Source organism: Mesorhizobium shangrilense, from assembly GCF_040537815.1.
Lineage (GTDB): Bacteria > Pseudomonadota > Alphaproteobacteria > Rhizobiales > Rhizobiaceae > Mesorhizobium > Mesorhizobium shangrilense.
In genome coordinates this window covers 634,082-654,080 of the sequence record NZ_JBEWSZ010000001.1, presented here as the reverse complement: position 1 = coordinate 654,080, position 19,999 = coordinate 634,082, and the positions used below count along the sequence as shown (strand labels likewise).

General features: G+C 63.1%; 22 protein-coding genes. 12 read left to right on the top strand and 10 right to left on the bottom strand.

What is annotated here, in order from left to right; translation table 11 throughout:
* Window positions 1-59: 59 nt before the first annotated feature.
* Both metF and ABVQ20_RS03480 read right to left on the bottom strand, forming a co-directional pair.
* Entirely contained in the window at window positions 60-977 is a 918-nt protein-coding gene (metF, locus tag ABVQ20_RS03485; RefSeq protein ID WP_354458102.1) for a methylenetetrahydrofolate reductase [NAD(P)H], read from the bottom strand.
* A complete protein-coding gene (locus tag ABVQ20_RS03480) occupies window positions 977-1,984 on the bottom strand; it encodes an ArsR/SmtB family transcription factor (RefSeq protein WP_354458101.1) in 1,008 nt (335 codons plus the stop codon). The genes metF and ABVQ20_RS03480 overlap by 1 nt, the downstream gene beginning before the upstream one ends.
* A gap of 163 nt (window positions 1,985-2,147) precedes the next feature.
* On the opposite strand from ABVQ20_RS03480, the gene tsaA reads away from it, so the two are divergent.
* From tsaA to ABVQ20_RS03460, 4 genes are all read left to right on the top strand, one after another.
* On the top strand, window positions 2,148-2,654 hold the full coding sequence (tsaA, locus tag ABVQ20_RS03475; RefSeq protein WP_354458100.1) for a tRNA (N6-threonylcarbamoyladenosine(37)-N6)-methyltransferase TrmO: 507 nt from the start codon (window positions 2,148-2,150) through the stop codon (window positions 2,652-2,654).
* Window positions 2,651-2,962, top strand: coding sequence for a DUF2293 domain-containing protein (locus tag ABVQ20_RS03470; protein ID WP_354458099.1), 312 nt, complete (start codon window positions 2,651-2,653; stop codon window positions 2,960-2,962). The genes tsaA and ABVQ20_RS03470 overlap by 4 nt, the downstream gene beginning before the upstream one ends.
* A gap of 113 nt (window positions 2,963-3,075) precedes the next feature.
* Window positions 3,076-4,035, top strand: a complete 960-nt coding sequence (locus tag ABVQ20_RS03465) for a D-amino acid aminotransferase (RefSeq protein WP_354458098.1) — start codon at window positions 3,076-3,078, stop codon at window positions 4,033-4,035.
* A gap of 130 nt (window positions 4,036-4,165) precedes the next feature.
* The gene (locus ABVQ20_RS03460) at window positions 4,166-5,005 is read left to right on the top strand and encodes an SDR family oxidoreductase (protein WP_354458097.1); all 840 of its coding nucleotides are present in this window, start codon (window positions 4,166-4,168) and stop codon (window positions 5,003-5,005) included.
* Window positions 5,006-5,055: 50 nt separating this feature from the next.
* Here the strand turns inward: ABVQ20_RS03460 and ABVQ20_RS03455 are convergent, their stop codons facing one another.
* Both ABVQ20_RS03455 and ABVQ20_RS03450 read right to left on the bottom strand, forming a co-directional pair.
* Window positions 5,056-5,673 carry an MOSC domain-containing protein gene (locus tag ABVQ20_RS03455; protein ID WP_354458096.1) on the bottom strand — a complete coding sequence of 206 codons (618 nt, stop codon included), beginning with the start codon at window positions 5,671-5,673 and terminating at the stop codon, window positions 5,056-5,058.
* Window positions 5,674-5,690: 17 nt separating this feature from the next.
* Entirely contained in the window at window positions 5,691-6,320 is a 630-nt protein-coding gene (locus ABVQ20_RS03450; protein ID WP_354458095.1) for a TetR/AcrR family transcriptional regulator, read from the bottom strand.
* Window positions 6,321-6,444: 124 nt separating this feature from the next.
* On the opposite strand from ABVQ20_RS03450, the gene ABVQ20_RS03445 reads away from it, so the two are divergent.
* The 4 genes from ABVQ20_RS03445 to ABVQ20_RS03430 all read left to right on the top strand — a co-directional run bounded on the left by ABVQ20_RS03445 (window position 6,445) and on the right by ABVQ20_RS03430 (window position 8,600).
* Entirely contained in the window at window positions 6,445-6,867 is a 423-nt protein-coding gene (locus tag ABVQ20_RS03445; protein WP_354458094.1) for a tautomerase family protein, read from the top strand.
* A 30-nt stretch (window positions 6,868-6,897) separates the two neighbouring features.
* Window positions 6,898-7,296: a VOC family protein gene (locus ABVQ20_RS03440; RefSeq protein WP_354458093.1), complete on the top strand. Its 399-nt coding sequence runs from the start codon at window positions 6,898-6,900 to the stop codon at window positions 7,294-7,296.
* 82 nt (window positions 7,297-7,378) lie between these two features.
* Window positions 7,379-7,888, top strand: coding sequence for a hypothetical protein (locus ABVQ20_RS03435; protein ID WP_354458092.1), 510 nt, complete (start codon window positions 7,379-7,381; stop codon window positions 7,886-7,888).
* A 145-nt stretch (window positions 7,889-8,033) separates the two neighbouring features.
* Window positions 8,034-8,600: a methyltransferase family protein gene (locus tag ABVQ20_RS03430; protein WP_354458091.1), complete on the top strand. Its 567-nt coding sequence runs from the start codon at window positions 8,034-8,036 to the stop codon at window positions 8,598-8,600.
* An 18-nt stretch (window positions 8,601-8,618) separates the two neighbouring features.
* On the opposite strand, the gene ABVQ20_RS03425 is transcribed toward ABVQ20_RS03430, so the two are convergent.
* From ABVQ20_RS03425 to ettA, 4 genes are all read right to left on the bottom strand, one after another.
* A complete protein-coding gene (locus ABVQ20_RS03425) occupies window positions 8,619-9,740 on the bottom strand; it encodes a beta-ketoacyl-ACP synthase III (protein ID WP_354458090.1) in 1,122 nt (373 codons plus the stop codon).
* 119 nt (window positions 9,741-9,859) lie between these two features.
* Window positions 9,860-10,195, bottom strand: a complete 336-nt coding sequence (locus ABVQ20_RS03420; protein ID WP_354458089.1) for a hypothetical protein — start codon at window positions 10,193-10,195, stop codon at window positions 9,860-9,862.
* 116 nt (window positions 10,196-10,311) lie between these two features.
* Window positions 10,312-11,082: a trans-aconitate 2-methyltransferase gene (gene tam / locus ABVQ20_RS03415; RefSeq protein WP_354458088.1), complete on the bottom strand. Its 771-nt coding sequence runs from the start codon at window positions 11,080-11,082 to the stop codon at window positions 10,312-10,314.
* Window positions 11,083-11,150: 68 nt separating this feature from the next.
* The gene (gene ettA, locus ABVQ20_RS03410) at window positions 11,151-12,800 is read right to left on the bottom strand and encodes an energy-dependent translational throttle protein EttA (protein ID WP_354458087.1); all 1,650 of its coding nucleotides are present in this window, start codon (window positions 12,798-12,800) and stop codon (window positions 11,151-11,153) included.
* A 242-nt stretch (window positions 12,801-13,042) separates the two neighbouring features.
* On the opposite strand from ettA, the gene ABVQ20_RS03405 reads away from it, so the two are divergent.
* The gene (locus ABVQ20_RS03405; RefSeq protein WP_354458086.1) at window positions 13,043-14,335 is read left to right on the top strand and encodes a GGDEF domain-containing protein; all 1,293 of its coding nucleotides are present in this window, start codon (window positions 13,043-13,045) and stop codon (window positions 14,333-14,335) included.
* Between the two features lie 69 nt (window positions 14,336-14,404).
* Here the strand turns inward: ABVQ20_RS03405 and ABVQ20_RS03400 are convergent, their stop codons facing one another.
* Window positions 14,405-15,403: a ribonuclease T2 family protein gene (locus ABVQ20_RS03400; protein ID WP_354458085.1), complete on the bottom strand. Its 999-nt coding sequence runs from the start codon at window positions 15,401-15,403 to the stop codon at window positions 14,405-14,407.
* Between the two features lie 212 nt (window positions 15,404-15,615).
* On the opposite strand from ABVQ20_RS03400, the gene ABVQ20_RS03395 reads away from it, so the two are divergent.
* The 3 genes from ABVQ20_RS03395 to ABVQ20_RS03385 all read left to right on the top strand — a co-directional run bounded on the left by ABVQ20_RS03395 (window position 15,616) and on the right by ABVQ20_RS03385 (window position 19,479).
* Window positions 15,616-16,551 (top strand): alpha/beta fold hydrolase, encoded by a 936-nt coding sequence (locus ABVQ20_RS03395; RefSeq protein WP_354458084.1) that lies wholly within the window; start codon window positions 15,616-15,618, stop codon window positions 16,549-16,551.
* A gap of 106 nt (window positions 16,552-16,657) precedes the next feature.
* Window positions 16,658-17,833 (top strand): CaiB/BaiF CoA transferase family protein, encoded by a 1,176-nt coding sequence (locus tag ABVQ20_RS03390; RefSeq protein WP_354458083.1) that lies wholly within the window; start codon window positions 16,658-16,660, stop codon window positions 17,831-17,833.
* Window positions 17,830-19,479: a thiamine pyrophosphate-binding protein gene (locus ABVQ20_RS03385; RefSeq protein WP_354458082.1), complete on the top strand. Its 1,650-nt coding sequence runs from the start codon at window positions 17,830-17,832 to the stop codon at window positions 19,477-19,479. Before ABVQ20_RS03390 ends, ABVQ20_RS03385 begins: the two co-directional genes overlap by 4 nt.
* A gap of 51 nt (window positions 19,480-19,530) precedes the next feature.
* Here ABVQ20_RS03385 and ABVQ20_RS03380 read toward each other — a convergent pair whose 3' ends face one another.
* Window positions 19,531-19,971, bottom strand: a complete 441-nt coding sequence (locus tag ABVQ20_RS03380; RefSeq protein WP_354458081.1) for a CHRD domain-containing protein — start codon at window positions 19,969-19,971, stop codon at window positions 19,531-19,533.
* Between the last annotated feature and the right edge of the window lie 28 nt (window positions 19,972-19,999).

Genomic DNA, 19,999 nt, shown 5'->3' with positions numbered 1-19,999 from the left:
CAATGCGCTGCCCGCACGCAACTCGAAACCATGCTCGCGCGGCGCCTCCCTCGCCCGACTCAGGCTGCGGCAGACCCCGCCGTCTCGGCCTCGTGCGAGCGGATGCCGATCATGTGGCAGACGGCGAAGACGAGGTCGGCCCGGTTCATCGTGTAGAAATGGAAATCGCCGACGCCGCGCTCGACAAGGTCCAGCACCTGCTCGGCCGCCACGGCGGACGCCACCAGCGCATGCGTCTGCGGGTCCTTCTGCAACCCGTCGAAGCGCTCGGCCAGCCACGCCGGCACAAGTGCACCGCAGCGTGCGGAGAAATTGGCGACCTGGGTGAAATTATGCACCGGCAATATGCCGGGAACGATCGGTATGTAGATACCGGCGCGGCGCGCCCGCTCGACATAGCGCTCGTAGAGGTCATTGTCGAAGAAGAACTGGGTAATCGCCCGTGTCGCGCCATTGTCGACCTTGCGCTTCAGCATGTCGATGTCGGTGGCGAAATCCGGGCTTTCCGGATGCTTTTCGGGATAGGCGGAGACCGAGATGTCGAAATCGCCCGCCCCTTTCAGCGCGCCCACCAACTCGGCGCCATTGGCATAGCCGCCGGGATGCGGCCGGTAGGCGGCACCCACGCCTTCGGCCGGATCGCCGCGCAAGGCGACGAAACGAGTGACGCCCATGCCGGCGAATTCCTGGATCACCGCATCGACCTCGTGACGGGAGGCGTCGACGCAGGTCATATGCGCGGCGGGCGTCAGCGTCGTTTCATTGAGGATGCGATTGACCGTGCGGGCCGTGCGCTCGCGCGTCGAGCCGCCGGCGCCATAGGTCACCGAGACGAATTTCGGCTGCAGCGGCTCCAGCCGGGTCACGGTGTCCCAGAGCCTCGCTTCCATCTCGTCATTCTTCGGCGGGAAGAATTCGAACGAGACCCTGATCTTGTCGCCAATATCGGGACGGCGGGAAAAGCGGAACTGGTTCATCAGGCGATTTCCCTTACCGGTTGGGCATCGTTGGAGGGATCGGCGATCAGCAAGCGACGATCGCGGCCAAGCCACAGCTTGACGGTGAGCTTGGCTTCGCTGCCGCCGCGCGGTTCGAATTCTTGGGCATCCTCGAGATCGAGGCCGGCCTCCGAAAACCAGTCGGCGATCTGCCGGTCGGAAAAGCCGAGCCGCATATGCGCGTGCTCGTCACGCAGGAATTCCAGCGCATGCGGCGCGAAATCGACGATCACCAGCCGGCCGGCCGGGCGCAAAAGCCGCGCCGCCTCGTGGATGGCGCGGGCCGGATCGTCGAGATAGTGCAACACCTGATGGATGGTGACGAGATCGAAGGCGTCACGCTCGACGGGCGGCGCAAAAATATCGCCCTGCCGCACCTGCGCATTCGAGACGCCGGCCTTGTCGAGATTGGCGCGCGCCACCGTCAGCATCTCGCGCGACATGTCGATGCCGACGCCGCGCCGGTAGAGCGGCGAGAATATCTCCAGCAGGCGGCCGGTGCCAGTGCCGAGATCGAGCATCGACTGGAACGGCCGCTTGCCGATGAGCTTCAGCAATGCCGCCTCCACGGCGCGGTCCGGCACATGCAGCGAGCGGATGTGATCCCAGCTCGCCGCGTTCTGGGAGAAGTAGGTGGCGGCGCGATCCTGCCGCTTGCGCTTGACCGAGGTCAGCCGCTCGAGATCGCGCTCGACCTGCGGGTCGGCGCCACGGATGCCCGAGATCAGCCTGAGAACGAAATCCCGCGCGGCGTCCGAATCCGAGAGCCGGAAGAACGCCCACGACCCCTCCTGGTAGCGGCCGATCAGGCCGGCCTCGAGCAGCAGCTTCAGGTGCCGAGACACGCGCGGCTGCGACTGGCCGAGGATTTCGGTAAGATCGGAAACCGTGAGGTCGCCGCGCGACAGCAGCGCCAAAATGCGCAGCCGGCTGGATTCGGCCGCCGCCTTCAATGTATCTACCATCGTGTCGAGCGCGACATGCATGAGCGTATTCTCTTTGAAAAGATATAAACATATGTTTATGTCGATTTTAACAACCATGCAAGACCTATGTCGCTGTCGGACAAGAAAATGACGCATGCGTGATTCCCAGGGCCGGGAGCGGTCCTCGGACTGAGCCACGCGAGACAGGACCAGGGGCGAGACCATGTTCGAGATGCGCGGCGGCGAAAAGCTTCTGGAAGCCGACCCAGCAACGTTGCCACCCGACGGCCACATCGTCTTCATCGGCCGCATCACCTCGCCATGGACGACGCGGGAGGATTGCCCGAAGAACATGAGGACGGCGGCCGAGACCGGGCAGCCCGCGCAGATAACAATCGATGCGCCCTACCGCGAGGGCCTGGCTGGGCTGGAGCGTGCCAGCCACGTCATCATCCTGTCATGGCTGCACCACGCGCCACGGAATCTGATTGTCCAGAAACCCCGCCATGCCGCTGAAGCGAAAGGCGTATTCGGATTGCGCTCCCCTGCCCGGCCCAACCCGATCGGGCTGCACGTCGCCAGGCTTGTCGCCGTCGATGTCGCGACCGGGCGCATCGAACTCAATGCCATCGACGCACTCGACGGCACGCCGATCATCGACATCAAACCCTATTTCGCCTCCGTCGACGCTGTTCCAGAGGCGACGGTAACCGGCAGGGACGAACGATGAGCGCGCCGACCGGCCGACGCCGCGCCATCGCCAAGGCGCTGACCGCATTGCTGCCGCTCGCGCCCTATGCCGACATGGAAAAGATCCGTGCGGATGCCGGCTCCGTCCACATGAAGACCTTGCCGACGACGATCGCGGTCTGGCTGGCGACGATCGCCCATATCCGCCATGTCCATACCGACTACGAAAAGCTGCTGAGCGAGGGCTATGACCGCGACTCCGCCCGTTTCTTCGTCATCGAGCAGACCAACATCGTGCTCACCCGCTGGCGCGCGACGCGCCTGCTCGATGCCGACGAGGAGGAATGACCAAAACGGAGGGTGTCGATGGCTCATCCGGCAACTCGCCCCTGGTGTCTTGTGGCGCCGGCGTGGCAGCTCTAACGGTCGGTTCGGCCAAAGCTGTGACCTGAGGAGACGAGATGAGCAACACCGTCGATCCGCAAGCCCGATCGCTGCCGTCCGTCTCTGACCGCCACATCGACCCGCATGCCTATCCCAATGGCATCGCCTTCCTCGACGGCCAGTACCTGCCGATGTCGCAAGCCAAGATCTCGGTGCTGGACTGGGGCTTTCTGCATTCGGACGCCACCTACGACACGGTTCATGTCTGGGATGGCCGCTTCTTTCGCCTCGACCTGCATCTCGACCGCTTCTTTGGTGGTCTGGAAAAACTGCGCATGACCATCCCCTTCGACCGCGACGGCGTGGCCGAAATCCTGCACAGTTGCGTGGCGCTGTCCGGCCATCGCGCCGCCTATGTCGAGATGCTGTGCACGCGCGGCGCCTCGCCGACCTTCAGCCGTGACCCGCGCCAGGCGATCAACCGCTTCATGGCGTTCGCCGTGCCGTTCGGCTCAGTCGCCAACGCCGATCAGTTGCAGCGCGGCTTGCGCGTCGCCATCAGCGACAAGGTGCGTATCTCGCCAGCGTCGATCGACCCGGCGATCAAGAACTATCACTGGCTCGATCTGGTGCGTGGTCTCTACGATGCCTATGACCGTGGCGCCGAAACGGCTCTGATCCTCGATTTCAACGGCAATGTCGCCGAGGGTCCGGGCTTCAATGTATTTTGTGTCAAGGACGGAAAACTGTCGACGCCCGCCATCGGCGTCCTGCCCGGCATCACAAGGCGCACTGTCTTCGATCTCTGCGCTGAGGTGGGTCTCACCGCCATCGCCGCCGATGTCAGCGTTGCAGCACTTCGCACGGCCGACGAGGTCTTCATCACCTCGACCGCCGGCGGCATCATGCCGGTGACGGAGATTGACGGTGCCCCTGTCGCGGACGGCAAGGTCGGGCCTATCACCAGCCGATTGATGGCGCTCTACTGGGAAAAGCACGACGATCCGGCCTGGTCGAGCCCGGTGCGCTATGCCTGACGGGTCACGGTCCTGACCAAATAATTCTACCCTGCCTCTGGAAAAAGGCGGGATGCGCCGTATATGGCGAGAAGCGGAGAGGCCTCCGCTTCCACAAAAAACGCGCCCTCCAGGGCAAGGACACCACGTTATGACAAACAAGGTTTGGTTCATCACCGGATCGTCGAAGGGTTTTGGCCGCGTCTGGGCCGAAGCGGCACTGGCTCGCGGCGACCGGGTCGCGGCGACAGCCCGCGATGCCCGCACACTTTCCGATCTCGTCGAAAAATATGGCGACCATGTCGCCGCGATAAAACTCGACGTCACCGACAAGAAATCCGTCGAAACAGCCATTGCCGAGGCGCGCAAGCGTTTTGGCCGGTTGGACGTCGTCATCAACAATGCCGGCTACGGCCATTTTGGCGCCGTCGAGGAAGTCAGCGAACAGGAAGCCCGCGACCAGATCGAGACCAATCTGTTCGGCGCCCTGTGGGTCACGCAGGCCGCCCTGCCGATCATGCGGGCGCAGCGTTCCGGCCACATCATCCAGGTCTCGTCGATCGGCGGCGTCAACGCCTTCCCCTCGCTCGGCCTCTACCATGCCTCGAAATGGGCGCTGGAAGGTTTCAGCCAGGCGCTCAGTCTCGAGGTCGCGGAATTCGGCGTCCATGTCACGCTGGTCGAGCCCGGCGGCTTCTCCACTGACTGGTCAGGTCCGTCGGCCAAGGTCTCCAAGGCGATCGCCGCCTATGAGCCGGCCCGCGCTGCCATGGCCGAACGCCGCAAGCGCTCGGTGGCGGGCGATCCCGAGGCCACCGGTCCGGCGATGCTGGCCATCGTCGATGCCGCCGAGCCGCCGCTGCGCGTGTTCTTCGGCGATGGCGGCCTGCCGATGATCAAACAGGAATACGCCAACCGCATCGCGCTCTGGGAAAAGTGGGACCACGTGTCCGACATGGCGCAGGGCGCCAACAAGAACCGCAAGGCCTGAGGCCCGCTAAAGTCCCGCCGCGTCGCCGCCCTGGCGGCGCGGCCCTACCCTCAGGCGCGGTAAATCCACTGCTCGGGCACCCGCACCGACATCTCCTCCCCGGCCTTGATCGTGCCGGGCTTCTCAACCCAGGCGACCAAGCCCCGCAACCGCTTGGCTGCTTTCGGGAACATCAGCGCGCCGGCTTCGACGTCTGCCATACCCGTGTTTTGGGCGATCGAACGCCCGGAGAGCCGGCACGGCCCGTTCTGTGCATCGACCTTGATGGTTACGCCGCCTTTGAAGAACAGCATCGAACCGGCCGGCAGCATCGACAGATGCGGCACGCCTTCGATGAGTATGTTGGCGCCGATCCATTCCGGCTTGATCTCGGTCAGCCCCATCCGCTCGGCCACAACAGCCAGTTCGTCCGCCGCCACGATCGACAATTGCCGCTCATTGCGCATCTCGGTGCCGCGCGGATACCAGGGTTCGCGGCCGCCCGAGCGCCGCGTTGGCCCTGCATGGAAATCGCCGGCAATGCCGTCGAAGCCCAACCGCAATTCATCCACCGGTCGCGTCTGGAAATCATCGAATGGCGCGACATAGAGCACGGCCGCTCGGGCGGAAAGTTTCCGGGCCGGGATGATTTCGACCGGCTGTTCGGCCTCGGGGAAAAGATCCAGCATGGTGTTCTTTCCTTGGTTCATGCTCCCAAGTTTTGCCCTTCGTCCGGCAAGGCCGCAAGAGCGGTTTGGGCCAAAGCGCGCAACTCTTCGGCCGAGGCGCCATCCCGCGCCTGGATCGACATGCCGTTCATGACCCCAGCCAGGTATTTGGCAAAACCCTCCACGGAAAAACCTTCGGGCAGGTCACCCATCACGCACCCCTTGGCCAGTCGCTCCGCGATCGCAGCTTCGCTTGCCTTGCGATAGGTCCTGAGTTCATCGGCAATGGCTTGCGCCTGCGGTGAGGCTGCCAGCGCGCCGCTGACGAACAGGCAGCCGCCGGGCTTGCCGGGCCTGGAATAAGCCTCCGCCGCGCCGAGCAGCAACCGCCGGATCGCCTCCCCGGTCGGCACCGGCGCGCTCAACGCATCCAGCGCAAACCCGATCTCCGTCTCGTGATAGCGCGTCAGTGCCTTGCGAAACAGCGTCTCCTTGTCGGTGAAGGCGTTGTAGATCTGCGGCGGCGTCAGCCCCATCGCCTCGCGCAACATAGCCAGCGACGTCGCCTCGTAGCCATGTTCCCAGAACAGATGCATCGCGGCATCCAGCGCCCGGTCGGGATCGAATGCGCGCGGACGGCCGCCGCGTTGCTTTTCCAAATTACCCATAACGATCGATACGAAACCTATTGACTCGCTTTCTCAACATAACGTAACAATTGATACGAAACATGACAAGCCGGAAGAAACCTCTTCCGAAACAGCCATGCGATCCCAGCCAAAGGAGAGCCAAATGCCAATCACCGTGACCGCGCCCGAAGGTGTACTGACCTCGGCGGGAGAGCGCGAAATACTTCCGCGCCTCAGTGCAGCACTCATCAAAGCGTCCGGCGCCACCGGCAATGCGTTCTTCAGATCAATCGTCGGCGGTACCGTCCATCTCCTTCCGCCCCACCACATCTATGCCGGCGGCGCCAATCGGCCGGTTGTCATGGTCGAGTTGAAATTGCCGAACATCGGCCTCGGCTCGACCGAAGCTCGAAACGCCTTCATCACCGCCGCCGCAGACATTGTCGCCGAGCTATGCGTGCCCGGGCACCGGCCAGAGAACACCTGGATCAACATCGTCAACGCGCCCGATGGCGGCTGGGGTATCGGCAGCCAGCAATATACAGGCGACCAGCTTATCGCCGCCGCCACCGCCGCCGCGCATTGATCCGCCACAACGACGAACAGGAGCGAACAGATGCGGCTCTCCCCTTCGCTGTTCTTCACCACCAACTGCGAACCGGCGCTGGCCTTCTACGAACAGTGCGGGCTTGGGCGGGGGACGATCCTGCTGCGCTGGGGCGACAACGACATGCCGGTGCGAACCGAAACCATGCGTGGAAAGGTGCTGCATGCCCGGTTCGAAGGCCCGGGCGTCCTGTTCCATGCCTCCGACAATGACGATGCCGAGCCAATGAAAGGCTCGGCATTGATGCTTGAGTTCGACGATCGTCTCGCCATGAAGGCACTTTTTGATCGCATGGCCGCGGGCGGCCGGATCACCGTGCCGCTGGCGCGGCAGCACTGGGGAACCAGTTTCGGCATGCTCGTCGACGCCTTTGGCGTGCAATGGATGTTCAGCTGTTCCAGCGGTTGATGTTGCGAGGCCCGTTCCATCCAGTCATTCGAGTTCCAGTGCGTCGGTTTCGATGCTAGCTTCGAGACAGCAGGAGGCGGCGATGGAACAAAGTGAAATCGTAAAACGATCGGCCGGAAACTTCTTGATCTTCGCGGCTTGCGCGTTCCTGCTGTGGATCTGGGCCGCGCTTATTGATCGGATTGCCCAGTTGGTGCACCTGTCAACACCGGGACACCTCACTGGCGTTGCCGCCTCGATAGCGAGTTCGTCCACGCTTCAGGCGATCATCAGCATCTGGCTTCTGACGGCTGCCGTGGCGATTGCATTTCCCGTGATCTGGCGACCGCTCTCCACGACCACGACGCTGATGTTCGACGTTGGCTATGGCATTCTTGGCGCCTTGACGGGCTTCGGCTTCGCCATCGGCCTGTTTGATGCCAATTGGCACATATTTCTCTGGGCGTTGATCTACAGCATTGCCATCGCCGTCGGCTATGCGCTGGTACGCTGGTGGCTGCCGCTTTCGGAAGTGCGATCCTACGGCAGCAGCCGGTGGATCCTTGCCGGCATCCTGTTCCTGGCCTCTCCGGTGATCCTTATCTGGGGATAGCCTGGCGAATGCCCGGGCCGCGCGAACGCGCCGGGATCCGATCACGATCTTCTTACCTGGAACGAGGGCCGGTTTCGCCGCCGCGCCGCATTGCCGCCGCGCCGCGCGGCTTTGGTGACAGGGCACAGGCTACGGGAGTCTCACCATGCGTCCGGTTACGGCAATCACGTTGCTCTGGCTGATCTGGGCCGTTTCATGGACCGTGGCGGCGCTCTGGGCCGACCCGGTCAAACGACGCGCCGGCTTCCAGGCCGAAATGCCCTACCGGGCGGTGCTGCTGCTCGGCGCGATCCTGTTTTTCATCCCGGCGCATGGCTATGCCGGACGCCTGCGGCTGTGGATGCCCGACAGGATCGAGGCATGGATCTGCGTGGCGCTGATCGCAGCCGGCCTCGTGTTCTCCTGGTGGGCACGCCTGCATCTCGGCCGACTCTGGTCGGGCACCGTGACGGCCAAGGCCGAGCACCACGTCGTCGACACCGGTCCCTATGGTCTCGTTCGCCACCCGATCTATACCGGGCTGCTGTTGGCGATCCTTGCCACCATGGCTGCCAAGGGCACGGTATGGGGCATCGCCGGCGCCATCCTTCTCACCATCGGCGTCGTCATGAAAGCCAGGCTTGAAGAGCGTTTCCTGCGCAGCGAACTCGGCACGGCCTATGACGACTATGCCGGCCGCATCCCCATGCTGGTGCCGTTCGCGCCAGCGTGAACATGCAGGCGTTCAGGTTCAGAGCATTCTCAACAAAGCGCCGCCAATCGAATAGCCCGCGCCGAAGGCGCAGAGCAGGCCGAAATCGCCGGGCTTCATGTCGGCATGGTTCTCCGACAGCGCGATGATGGCGCCGGCGCCAGCGGTGTTGCCAAGCCGCTCCAGCACCATCGGCGCGCGGTCATGGTCGACCTCGTGGCCGAACGACAGTTTCAGGATCATGGCGTTCATGCGGGCATTGGCCTGGTGCAGCCAGAAACGCCGGATCGCTTCCGGCGTCAGCCCATGCTCGGCCAGGAATTCGACGATGAATTTGTGCCCGGCAACGGTGACTTCCTTGAACACCTTGTTGCCGACCTGCTTGATCAGATTGCCTTCAAGGTTGATCATGTAGGGATCATCCTGGGCGGTGCGCGTGTGATAGCCGAGATTGGTGCGGATGTTGTTCGACATCTGCGTCCAGAGACGGGTGTCCAGCACCTCGAATCGACCGGGCCGCCTTTCGCCCTGGGTGAGGCCCTCGACGATCATCGACACCGATGCGTCGCCGAAGATGAAATGCGTCTGCCGGTCACGGAAATTCAGGTGCCCGGTGATGATCTCCGGCGTCGTCACCAGAACGCGCTTGTGCGCGCCCGAGCGCACCAGATTGACCGCCATGTGCAATGCCGCCGCCGCGGACGAGCAGCCAAGCCCCATGTCGAAGCCGGCCCCCTTGGTGCCCAATGCTTCCTGCATTTCAATGGCGATGGCCGGATACGGCCGCTGCTGATGCGAAGACGAGCAGATCAGCAGATCGATGTCCGACGGCTGCAGGCCGGCATGGTCAAGGGCTTTCCTGGCTGAAGCAACACCGAACTCGGCTTGCAGCGACAGGACGTCGTCCGGTCGTGCTGGAATGCGCGGCGCCATGCGGGTCGCATCGAGAATCCCCTCCCGCTCGATCACATGGCGCGTCTGGACGCCCGAGGCATGCACGATGAAGGCGCTGTCCGATTTCTGCAGCAATGTCTCGCCGGTGGTCGCGCGGCGCGCATTCTCGGTATCGACCCAGCTGTTGAAGCTGGCGACCAGTTCTTCATTGGTGATCTTGGATTCGGGGATTTCAACGCCGATGCCGCTGATGATGACGCGATGCATGTCCAGTCCGTCCATCCGCAAGCATTGCGGCTTCATGTGAGCGCCGAAAAGACTCGGGGGCTCAGGCTTTTCTCATTGTGGCGGTTTACGCCGGTTTAAGCAGAAGCATTGACCCGATATCACCAGGCACACAACTTGGTATTGGTCTGCGGGTTGTTCCAGCACGCGCCATCGTCGCGGCTGCGTACGAATTGGCCGGGCAGCGGCACATTGCGGCGGCCGAGATTGACATAGCCATAGGCAAAGCCCGGCGCGTCGATCTCGAGAACATAAGACGGATAGCCCGGTGCCGAAATGCGGAAACTGCCTGCGTCGTCCACGGCCCTGTAATTGCAAGGAAAATAGCCGTCATCGGTGGTGAAGCAGCGCGCCCGCCTGGCTTCGGCCGACATCGAGAAGGCCAGAAGTGCCGCCGCGCACACGCTGCCGCCGAAAGCCACCCTTTTCAATGTCATAGTCCACCCCTGCCACACGGCCTATCGATCGGGATCTTGCGGCGACGAAATGCGCACGACAGGCAAACCGGGTCAAGCGCATGCGGTCTCCGGTTGTATGGCGTGGCTAACCGATCCTAGCCGGCCCGCTTGGCGACGATGAAGATGCGGGGAAAGCGCAACAGCACCTTGCCATCAGCGGTCTTCGCATAAGCCTTGGCGATCTTGGCCGTGTAGCTGTCGAGGAACACCTTGCGCTCGTCGGCGTCCAGCGGATCGAGGAAAGGCTTCAGCCCGGTCGACTTCACCCATTCGACGATGGCCTGAGCGTCGGCCAGCGGGTGATTGTAGGCGGTGTGCCAGATATCGAGCCGGTCGGAGAATGGCGACAGAAGGTCATAGTAGAAAGACACCGGCGGCAGCGGCCCGCGCGCGGCACCTTTCATCTTTTCGGCAAACGGCATTTCCTTCGCCGTGTCCCGCATCAGCTGATGCGAGGCTTCACCGAGATTGTCGGGCATCTGGATGGCCAGCGCACCGCCAGGAGCCAAAAAACCCATCAGCCGCTGGAACACCGCCGGATGCTCGGGCAGCCACTGGAACACCGCATTGGCGAAGATGACGTTGACCGGCTCGGCCGGCTGCCATGTGGAGGCGTCCGCCAGATCAAAGGTGACACCAGGCAGGCGCGCCCTTGCCTTCTCGATCATATCGGGCGATGTGTCGAAGCCGCTCACCCCGGCATCCGGCCAGCGCTCGACCAGCAACTCCGTCGAATTGCCGGGACCACAGCCGATGTCGACGACCCGGCGCGGAAAATCCACCGGTACCTGCGCGACGAGATCGCGCGCGGGGCGCGTGCGCTCGTCCTCGAATTTCAGATATTGGGCGGCGGACCAGTCAGCCATTTGAGCTCTCCTCATATCCGTTGAGAAATTCGCCGCCCCAATACACTTACCGCATGAGAGTGAACCCCTTACCGCGTCAGCCTCTTGTAGGTCATGCGGTGTGGGTTGACGGCATCAGGCCCGAGCCGGCGGATCTTGTCCTGCTCGTAGTCCTCGAAATTGCCCTCGAACCATTCGACATGGCTGTCGCCCTCGAAAGCGAGGATGTGCGTCGCCAGACGATCGAGGAACATACGATCGTGGGAGATGATGACCGCGCAGCCGCCGAAATTTTCCAGCGCGTCTTCGAGTGCCGCCAGCGTTTCCGTATCGAGATCGTTGGTCGGTTCGTCGAGCAGCAGCACATTGCCGCCGGTCTTCAGCATCTTTGCCAGATGGACGCGGTTGCGCTGGCCGCCGGACAGATTGCCGACCTTTTGCTGCTGGTCGCCGCCACGGAAGTTGAACGATGCGCAATAGGCACGGGTGTTGGCTTCGAACTTGCCGAGCTTGACCACTTCGGCGCCGCCCGAGATTTCTTCCCACACCGTCTTTGACGGATCGAGCGCGTCGCGGCTCTGGTCGACATAGCCGAGCTTCACCGTCTCGCCGACGCGCACGGAGCCGGCATCCGGCTTTTCCTGACCGGTGATCATGCGGAACAGCGTCGTCTTGCCGGCGCCGTTCGGACCGATGACGCCAACGATACCGCCGGGCGGCAGCTTGAATTCCAGTCCGTCGATCAGCAGCGTGTCGCCAAAGCCCTTCGACAGGCCTTCCGCCTCGATGACCACGTTGCCGAGCCGCTCGCCATGTGGAATGACGATCTGCGTATCGCTCGGGCGCCGCTTGTCGGCGGCATCCAGCAGGTCCTGGAAGGCCTGGATACGGGCCTTGGACTTGGTCTGCCGGGCCTTCGGGCTCGACTGGATCCACTCGCGTTCGCGGCCGATGGCGCGCTGGCGGGCATCGTCCTCGCGGCCTTCCTGCTTCAGGCGCTTGGCCTTGGCTTCGAGGTACTTGGTGTAGTTGCCCTCATAGGGAATGCCGCGGCCGCGATCGAGCTCGAGGATCCAGCCAGTGACATTGTCGAGGAAGTAGCGATCGTGGGTGATGATCATCACGGCGCCCGGATAGGCGCGCAGATGCTTTTCCAGCCACGCCGTGGTCTCGGCGTCGAGATGGTTGGTCGGTTCGTCGAGCAGCAGGAGGTCGGGCTGGCGCAGCAGGAGCTGGCAGAGCGCGACGCGGCGGCGTTCGCCGCCCGAAAGCTTAGTGACTTCCGAATCCTTGGGCGGGCAGCCGAGTGCTTCCATCGCCATCTCGACCTGCTGTTCGAGATCCCACAGGTTCAGCCGATCCATCTCGTCCTGGAGCTTGGCCGACTCGTCGGCCGTCTCGTCGGAATAGTTCATCATCAATTCGTTGTAGCGCTCGATGACGGCGGTCTTGGCGGCGACGCCTTCCATGATGTTCTCGAACACCGTCTTTGCCGGATCGAGCGCCGGCTCCTGCGCCAGGTAGCCGACGGTGGCGCCTTCGGCCAGCCACGCCTCGCCGTTCCATTCCTTGTCGAGCCCGGCCATGATCTTGAGGATCGTCGACTTGCCCGAGCCGTTGGGGCCGAGGATGCCGATCTTGGCGTCGGGGTAGAAGGAGAGATGGATGTTCTCGAGCACCTTCTTGGTGCCATAGGCCTTGTTCAGGCCGGCCATGTGATAGATGAACTGGCGTGCCACGCGCGCTTTTCCCTGATCCGAATGAATGGAAGTTGCGCGCTATGTAGGCGATGCCGTGCCGAACGGCAATCGCTTTTGGCACATCAAGCCGGTCGCGCACCGCCGACATCCGCCGGACCATTGAAGTTTTCGCTGGCCGCAAGCGCGCGGGAAAGGTCCGGTTAACCCTTCCACGTCAAAACAGTACAGGGGTGGAATCGCCAGTAAGCCGCGATTCCAGGACAGAGATCGGATCGACGGCATTGCTGAACAGTATCCTGCTCCTTGCCGAAGCGGTTCTCTACTTCGGGGTCATGGTCACCCTTTTCCGATTCAGGAGTCGCATCGGCCTCGGCGTGTTCGTCTGCGCGCTCGGCGTCATGCATTTTCTGGAAACCTATCTCGCCAGCGTGTTCTATGTCGCCTTGCCGTTCGGCCTGGTTTCGCCGGGGTCCGCCGTGCTATTTTCCGGCAAGCTGGTGATGCTCCTGCTGCTCTACATCAAGGAAGATGCCGCCACTGTCCGCCAGCCGATCTATGGCCTGCTGCTCGGCAACGGGCTGATGATCGGGCTCGTGCTGCTGCTTCGCCTGCACGCCATCGCCACGCTTCCCGATGGCAGGCTGCCCGACATCGGCTTCATCGACGAGATGGGCTGGCTGATGGTGTGGGGCACAACGCTGCTATTCATCGACGCCATCCTCATCATCCTGCTTTACGAAAAGCTCGGCAAATATCTGCGCAAGTCGCCTTTCGCGCGCATCCTGGTCTCGGTCGCCTGCGTTCTGACCTTCGACCAGGCGGGATTTTTCGCGGCACTTCATATCTTCGCCGACGCGCCGTATGCGGTCTTCTTCGGCGGCTGGTTTGCCAAGATGATCGCCGCCTTGATCTTCAGCGCGATGCTTGTCGCCTATCTCAGATGGTTCGAGGCGCGCCAGATCGTGGTGCCGCGCGGGCTTTCCGACATTTTCGACACGCTGACCTATCGCGAACGCTACGAGGCCCTGGTCAAGCATGTCGGCCGCGATGGCCTCACCGGGCTTTTGCATCGCGGCAGTTTTGAAACCGATGGCGAGGCCGCGGTCGCCGCCAGCCTGCGCACAACCAAGCCGCTCAGCCTGCTGATCATCGATGTCGATCACTTCAAGTCGATCAATGACCGCTTCGGCCATGCCGAGGGCGACAAGGTGCTGAAATCCATCGCCGCCGTTCTGACCGAAGCCATTGGCGAAGGCGATCAGGCATTCAGGATCGGCGGCGAGGAGTTCGCCGTCCTGTGCTCGCGCCCGCATTCCGTCGCCAGGCTGTTTGGCGAAAGCATCCGCCATGCCGTAAAGGCATCCGCGATCGCCAGCAAATTCAACCTTACCGTCAGTGCCGGCGTCTCGACCGTCAGCGACAGCACCCGCCGCCTGGCCGATCTCTTCGCGCTGGCCGACCAGCGTCTCTACAAGGCCAAGCTCACCGGACGCGACCGCGTCATCGGCGAACCCGCCGGCAGCGAAAACCATGGCGCTGCGTGGACCACACCGGGAAACCGCACAGGCCTGTAGAGACCGTTCCTTCCGCTCGCTTGAACCTGATATCCATCGACGAGCGAAGCGCTCCGCGCTGCGATTGCGCTATTGGAATCCGATGGGATCGACTGTGCCCGTGGGACAACCGGCCTTGTTGGTCGGCACCGACGCCATCAGGAGATCCTTGAGCGAACTGTCCGGACCGATCGGACCAGCCAGGCCGAGCGTCAGCTCACCGATCAGTCGCCTGCCGTTCGAAGGATCTATGACGCAAGACACCCGGACCCGGTCGCCCGCGCCGGCGCCAAAGGCGCTGTCGAAGGCGCCACGGATCTGGTCCGCCGTCAGCTTCTGGCCGATGTTTTTTGCAAACAGGTCGCGCACCGGCGACGTGTTCACCGCGCGCATCAGGTTGAGCGCATCCGAAAAATACTCCTGCTGGCTCTTGCCATAGCAGGTGCCGTGCTTGATCCATTCATGCCGCTCCAGATCGGAAGCGGTGCCCGGCATCACCTGATCGAGCTCCGCCCGCGTCTTGTCATCCAGCTTGACCGGCGGCAAATCCTTCCAGCGGCCCGGATTGTCATTGGCCTTGTCGCTTGACGACACCTGGCAATAGAAGTTCCCGTTCGGCTGCGGCCACAGCCCGTGCAAGGTGAAATGCGTCGCGTCGAAATCACCGGCGTTCTGCGCCCTGCACTCGGTCTTGTTCGGCTTGGTTTCGCAAAACGCCGGCTGCCAGCTCAGCGCGAAAATGTATTCCGGCTTGCCCGAAGCCGCCTGCTTGGCCTGGCCAACGGGCATGGTCGACGCGCTGCCGCCGGAAACATGGCCGCAGCTCACCTTCACCCAGCGACGCTCCGGGTCGGCGCCCGGCACGAGGATCAGGTAATGCGTCGGCGTGTCCTTGTTGCCCGCCAGAAGCTCGTAACTCTTCCCGGCGTCGGTCGACAGATTGCCGGGGTTCTTGCCGCTCTTGATGGCCTGCGTTGCCGGGCACGAGGCGTCGGCCACGAAAGAGCCGCTCATCTTCACATCGGCCCGCGCGGCACCAGCCAGCGACGCGGCCAGAATTCCCAATCCCCAGACAAGACCCGTCCGCATTTCACCACCCCTGGCTCAACAATCGCGGCGACACACTGCCGCCGTCTCCGTGTCAGAATTGCGATACGCCGTGCGCCGAAGCAAGAACATCCACGCAGAAAAGCTGATATGCGCGATTGACGCAAAACCACTGTCGGCGCAAACAAAAGCCTACGCGCGGTGCGTCCTTTTCGGACGCGCGGGCAACCCCGCATGTTGGAGATGAAGCGGCGATGTCATTCAGCCAGCAGCGCACGCTCCGCTCGCCAACCGGCGCCGATCTCAATCTTTATGTGAAACGGGCTGACGGCCCTGCCCGCGCGGTCGTCCAGATCAATCACGGCCTGGCCGAACATGCCGCCCGCTATGCCCGTTTCGCCGATTTCCTGGCTGGGCGAGGCTACCATGTCTATGCCCACGACCATCGCGGCCACGGCGCCACCAAGGCGCCCGACGCCCCATTGGGCAGGTTCGGCAACGTGGATGGCGGCGCCAAGGTCATCGCCGATGTTGCCGCCGTGCATGACCTGATCGCCGGCGAGCACCCGGGGCTTCCGGTCATTCTCTTCGGCCATTCCATGGGTGGCCTCATCGCGCTGAATTTCATGCTCGACCATTCGGCGCGGGTTCAAGCCGCCGCCATATGGAACGCCAATTTTTCCGCCGGGCTTCTCGGCCGCGCGGCGCAGGCCCTGCTTGCCTGGGAAACATTCCGGCTGGGCTCCGACGTGCCGTCCCGCATGCTGCCGAAACTCACCTTCCAGGCCTGGGGCAAGGCCGTGCCGGACCACCGCACCCCATTCGACTGGCTGTCGCGCGACACAGCCGAGGTCGACAAATACATCGCCGATCCGCTGTGCGGCTGGGATGCCTCGGTGTCGATGTGGCGCGATGTTTTCGGCCTCATCTTCCGGGGCGCCGACAACGCCAATTTTGCCGGCGTCGGCAAGACGCTACCCGTCTTCCTGGTCGGCGGAGAAAAGGACCCCGCCACCGATGGCGGCAAGGCGATCAGCAACCTCGCCGAGCGTATGCGCGCAATGGGCTTTTCGAATCTCGTTTCAAAGGTTTACGGGCAGACCCGCCACGAAAGCCTGAACGAGGTGAACAGGGACGTCATCATGGCAGACTTCGCTGTCTGGGCCGACAGCGTGCTGAAGCAGCCGTGACCATGGCGCCTTCCTCCACCGGCCAATGTCTTGGCCCACCGCAAGGGCCGTGACAGCCACGGCCGGTCTTGATAGAGCCTGAGCTTTCGGCCAACCACGGTGATCCATGAGTGAACCCCCGCTGAAAGGCGTCCGCGTCGTCGAACTCGCCCGCATCCTTGCCGGGCCATGGGCAGGTCAACTGCTGGCCGATCTCGGCGCTGACGTCATCAAGGTCGAAAGCCCCGACGGCGGCGACGACACCCGCAAATGGGGTCCACCCTTCGTCATGAGCCATGACGGCGAGAACCTGTCGGCCGCCTATTACCATTCCTGCAATCGCGGCAAGCGCTCGATCGCAATCGATTTCTCGACGCCTGAAGGTGCGGAAACCGTGCGCCGGCTGGTCGAAACCGCCGACGTGCTGATCGAGAACTTCAAGCTGGGCGGCCTGAAGAAGTATGGGCTGGATTATGACAGCCTGCGTAAGATCAATCCGAAGCTTATCTATTGCTCGATCACCGGCTTCGGCCAGGACGGGCCCTACGCCCCACGCGCCGGCTATGATTTCATCATCCAGGGCATGGCCGGCATGATGTCGATCACCGGCGAGGCCGGCCGCGAGCCGCAGAAGGCCGGCGTCGCCATCTCCGACATCTTCACAGGCCTCTATTCGGTCATCGCCATCCAGGCCGCATTGCGCCATGCCGAGCAGACAGGCCAGGGGCAGCAGATCGACATGGCGCTGTTCGACACCCAGATTTCCGCGCTCGGCAACCAGAACCTCAACTATCTGGTCTCCGGCAAGCCGCCAGTGCAGATGGGCAATGCGCATATGAACATCGCGCCTTACGAGGTGCTGCCGGTCAGGGATGGCCACATCATCCTGGCCGTCGGCAATGACGGCCAGTTCGCAAAGTTCTGCGCGGCCGTCGGGCTGGACGATTTGCCGAAAAATCCCGACTTCGCCACCAACCCCGCTCGCGTCGCCAACCGGGTGAAGCTGCGCGAACTCATCATCGAAGCGCTGAAGCCCCTCGATCGCGATCCGCTGCTGGCAAAACTGGAAGCCGCAAGCGTGCCGGCGAGCCCCATCAACAACATTGGCCAGATGTTCGCCGACCCGCAGACCATCGCGCGTGGCATGCGGCTCGATCTCGACGACGGCCACGGCAATATGCTGCCCTCGGTGCGCGCGCCGATGGTCATGTCGGGCTCGCCGCTTGTTTATGAACGGCCCTCGCCGCGCCTTGGCGAACACACCGAAGAAATCCTTGCTGAGCTGGAGAGATCAGGGAAATGAAGACCGGCGGACAACTGATCGTCGACGCGCTCGAAGCCAACGGCACCGACCGCATCTTTTGCGTGCCCGGCGAATCCTATCTCGCGGTGCTCGACGCGCTGCATGATTCAACGATCCGCACCATCGTCTGCCGCCAGGAAGGCGGTGCCGCGATGATGGCCGACTGCCATGGGCGGCTGACCGGCAAGCCCGGCATCTGCTTCGTCACACGCGGCCCCGGCGCCACCAATTCATCGGCTGGCATCCACATCGCCATGCAGGATTCAATTCCGCTCATCCTGTTCATCGGCCAGGTCGCCAGCCACGCCAAGGAACGCGAAGCGTTCCAGGAAGTCGACTACAAGAGGTTCTTCGGCGACATCGCCAAATGGGTGGTCGAGATCGACGACGCCTCGCGCATCCCCGAATTCGTCACCCGCGCCTTCGCGGTGGCGACATCAGGCCGCCCCGGCCCAGTGGTCATCTCGCTGCCGGAGGACATGCTGACCAGCCTGGTGGACGCTCCGGCCGCTATTGCCCACACGCCGGTCGAAACCCGGTCCGGCGAGGCCGAACTCGACGCGCTGGAGAACCTGCTGGCCAATGCAAAGAGGCCCTTCGTCATCCTCGGCGGCACGCGCTGGGATGCCGACGCCGTGACCGACATCACCTCGATTGCCGAGGCGTGGTCGCTGCCGGTCGGCTGTTCCTTCCGTCGCCAGATGCTGTTCGATCATCTGCATCCGAACTATGCCGGCGACGTCGGCATCGGCATCAACCCGAAGCTGGCCGCTGCCATCAAGCAGGCCGACCTCGTGCTGCTGATCGGTGGTCGCATGGGCGAAATGCCCTCCTCTGACTACACGCTGTTGAAGAGCCCCTACCCCGACCAGACGCTGGTCCATATCCATGCCGATGCCGGAGAACTCGGCCGCGTCTACCGCCCGACGCTGGCGATCAACGCCTCACCGTCTGCCTTCGTCGAAGCCTTCGCAAAGCGCAAGCCGGCGAGCGCACCGGCATGGACGGCCGAGACGCCGAAACTCCACGCCGCTTATCTCGAATGGTCGACGCCGCCGGAAACCGGACCCGGTCCCGTCCAGATGGGCCCGATCATGAACTATCTGGAGAAGACGCTGCCGCAAGACACCATTTTCGCCAATGGCGCCGGTAACTACGCCACATGGGTGCATCGCTTCCACCGTTTCCGCCGCTTCGGCACCCAGGCAGCGCCGACCTCCGGCTCGATGGGCTATGGCACGCCGGCAGCGGTTGCCGCCAAGGCGCTCTATCCGGATCGCACGGTCATCGCTTTCGCCGGCGACGGCTGCTTCCTGATGAACGGGCAGGAATTCGCCACTGCCGTGCAATATGGGCTGCCGATCATCGTCATCGTCGTCAACAACGGCATCTACGGCACCATCCGCATGCACCAGGAGCGCGAATATCCCGGCCGCGTCGTGGCGACGGATCTCAACAATCCGGACTTCGCGGCTCTCGCCCGCGCCTATGGCGGGCACGGCGAGACGGTCGAGAAAACAGCAGACTTCGCGCCGGCCTTCGAACGTGCCCGCGCCAGCGGCAAGCCGGCGATCGTCGAGATCAGGCTCGATCCCGAGGCGATCACGCCGACCCGGACGATGACCCAAATCCGCGACAAGGCCTGACATAAGAAAAGGGGCGATCGCTCGCCCCTTTTTCCGTCGCCAATGACCTGCCTACATGGCTTTATCGATCTGGCCCCGGATCTCGCCATCCTTGTTGGCTGCCGTGTGGATGTTGACGTAATATTTGCCAGCCTCCAGGTCAGCCGCCTGGGCATCGGTCAGTGTCGCGGATCCCTCGATCGGGCTCTTGAGAGTTTTAAACGGAATCACCGGCTTGGCGTTTTCACCCACTGCCGCTGGCCCGTGAATGTGCGCGGCGATCGCCGGACCGCTCAAGCCCGAATATTTGACGTCCCAGCTGAGCTTCTTCTTGGCGGTGTCGAATGTGAAAGTGGCGGTTCCTTTGCCTTTGGTGGTGACAGGCGGGCTCTGCTGGCTGCCATCAAGCGTCGCCTTGTACTTCACCATATCAGCCAAAGCCGGCGAAGCGAGGAAGATGGAAGCGGAGACGGCAAGTGCCGAAACCATCGGCGAGAAGGACTGCATGCGCATTTTATGACCTCCGTTGTGGGTACAGCAT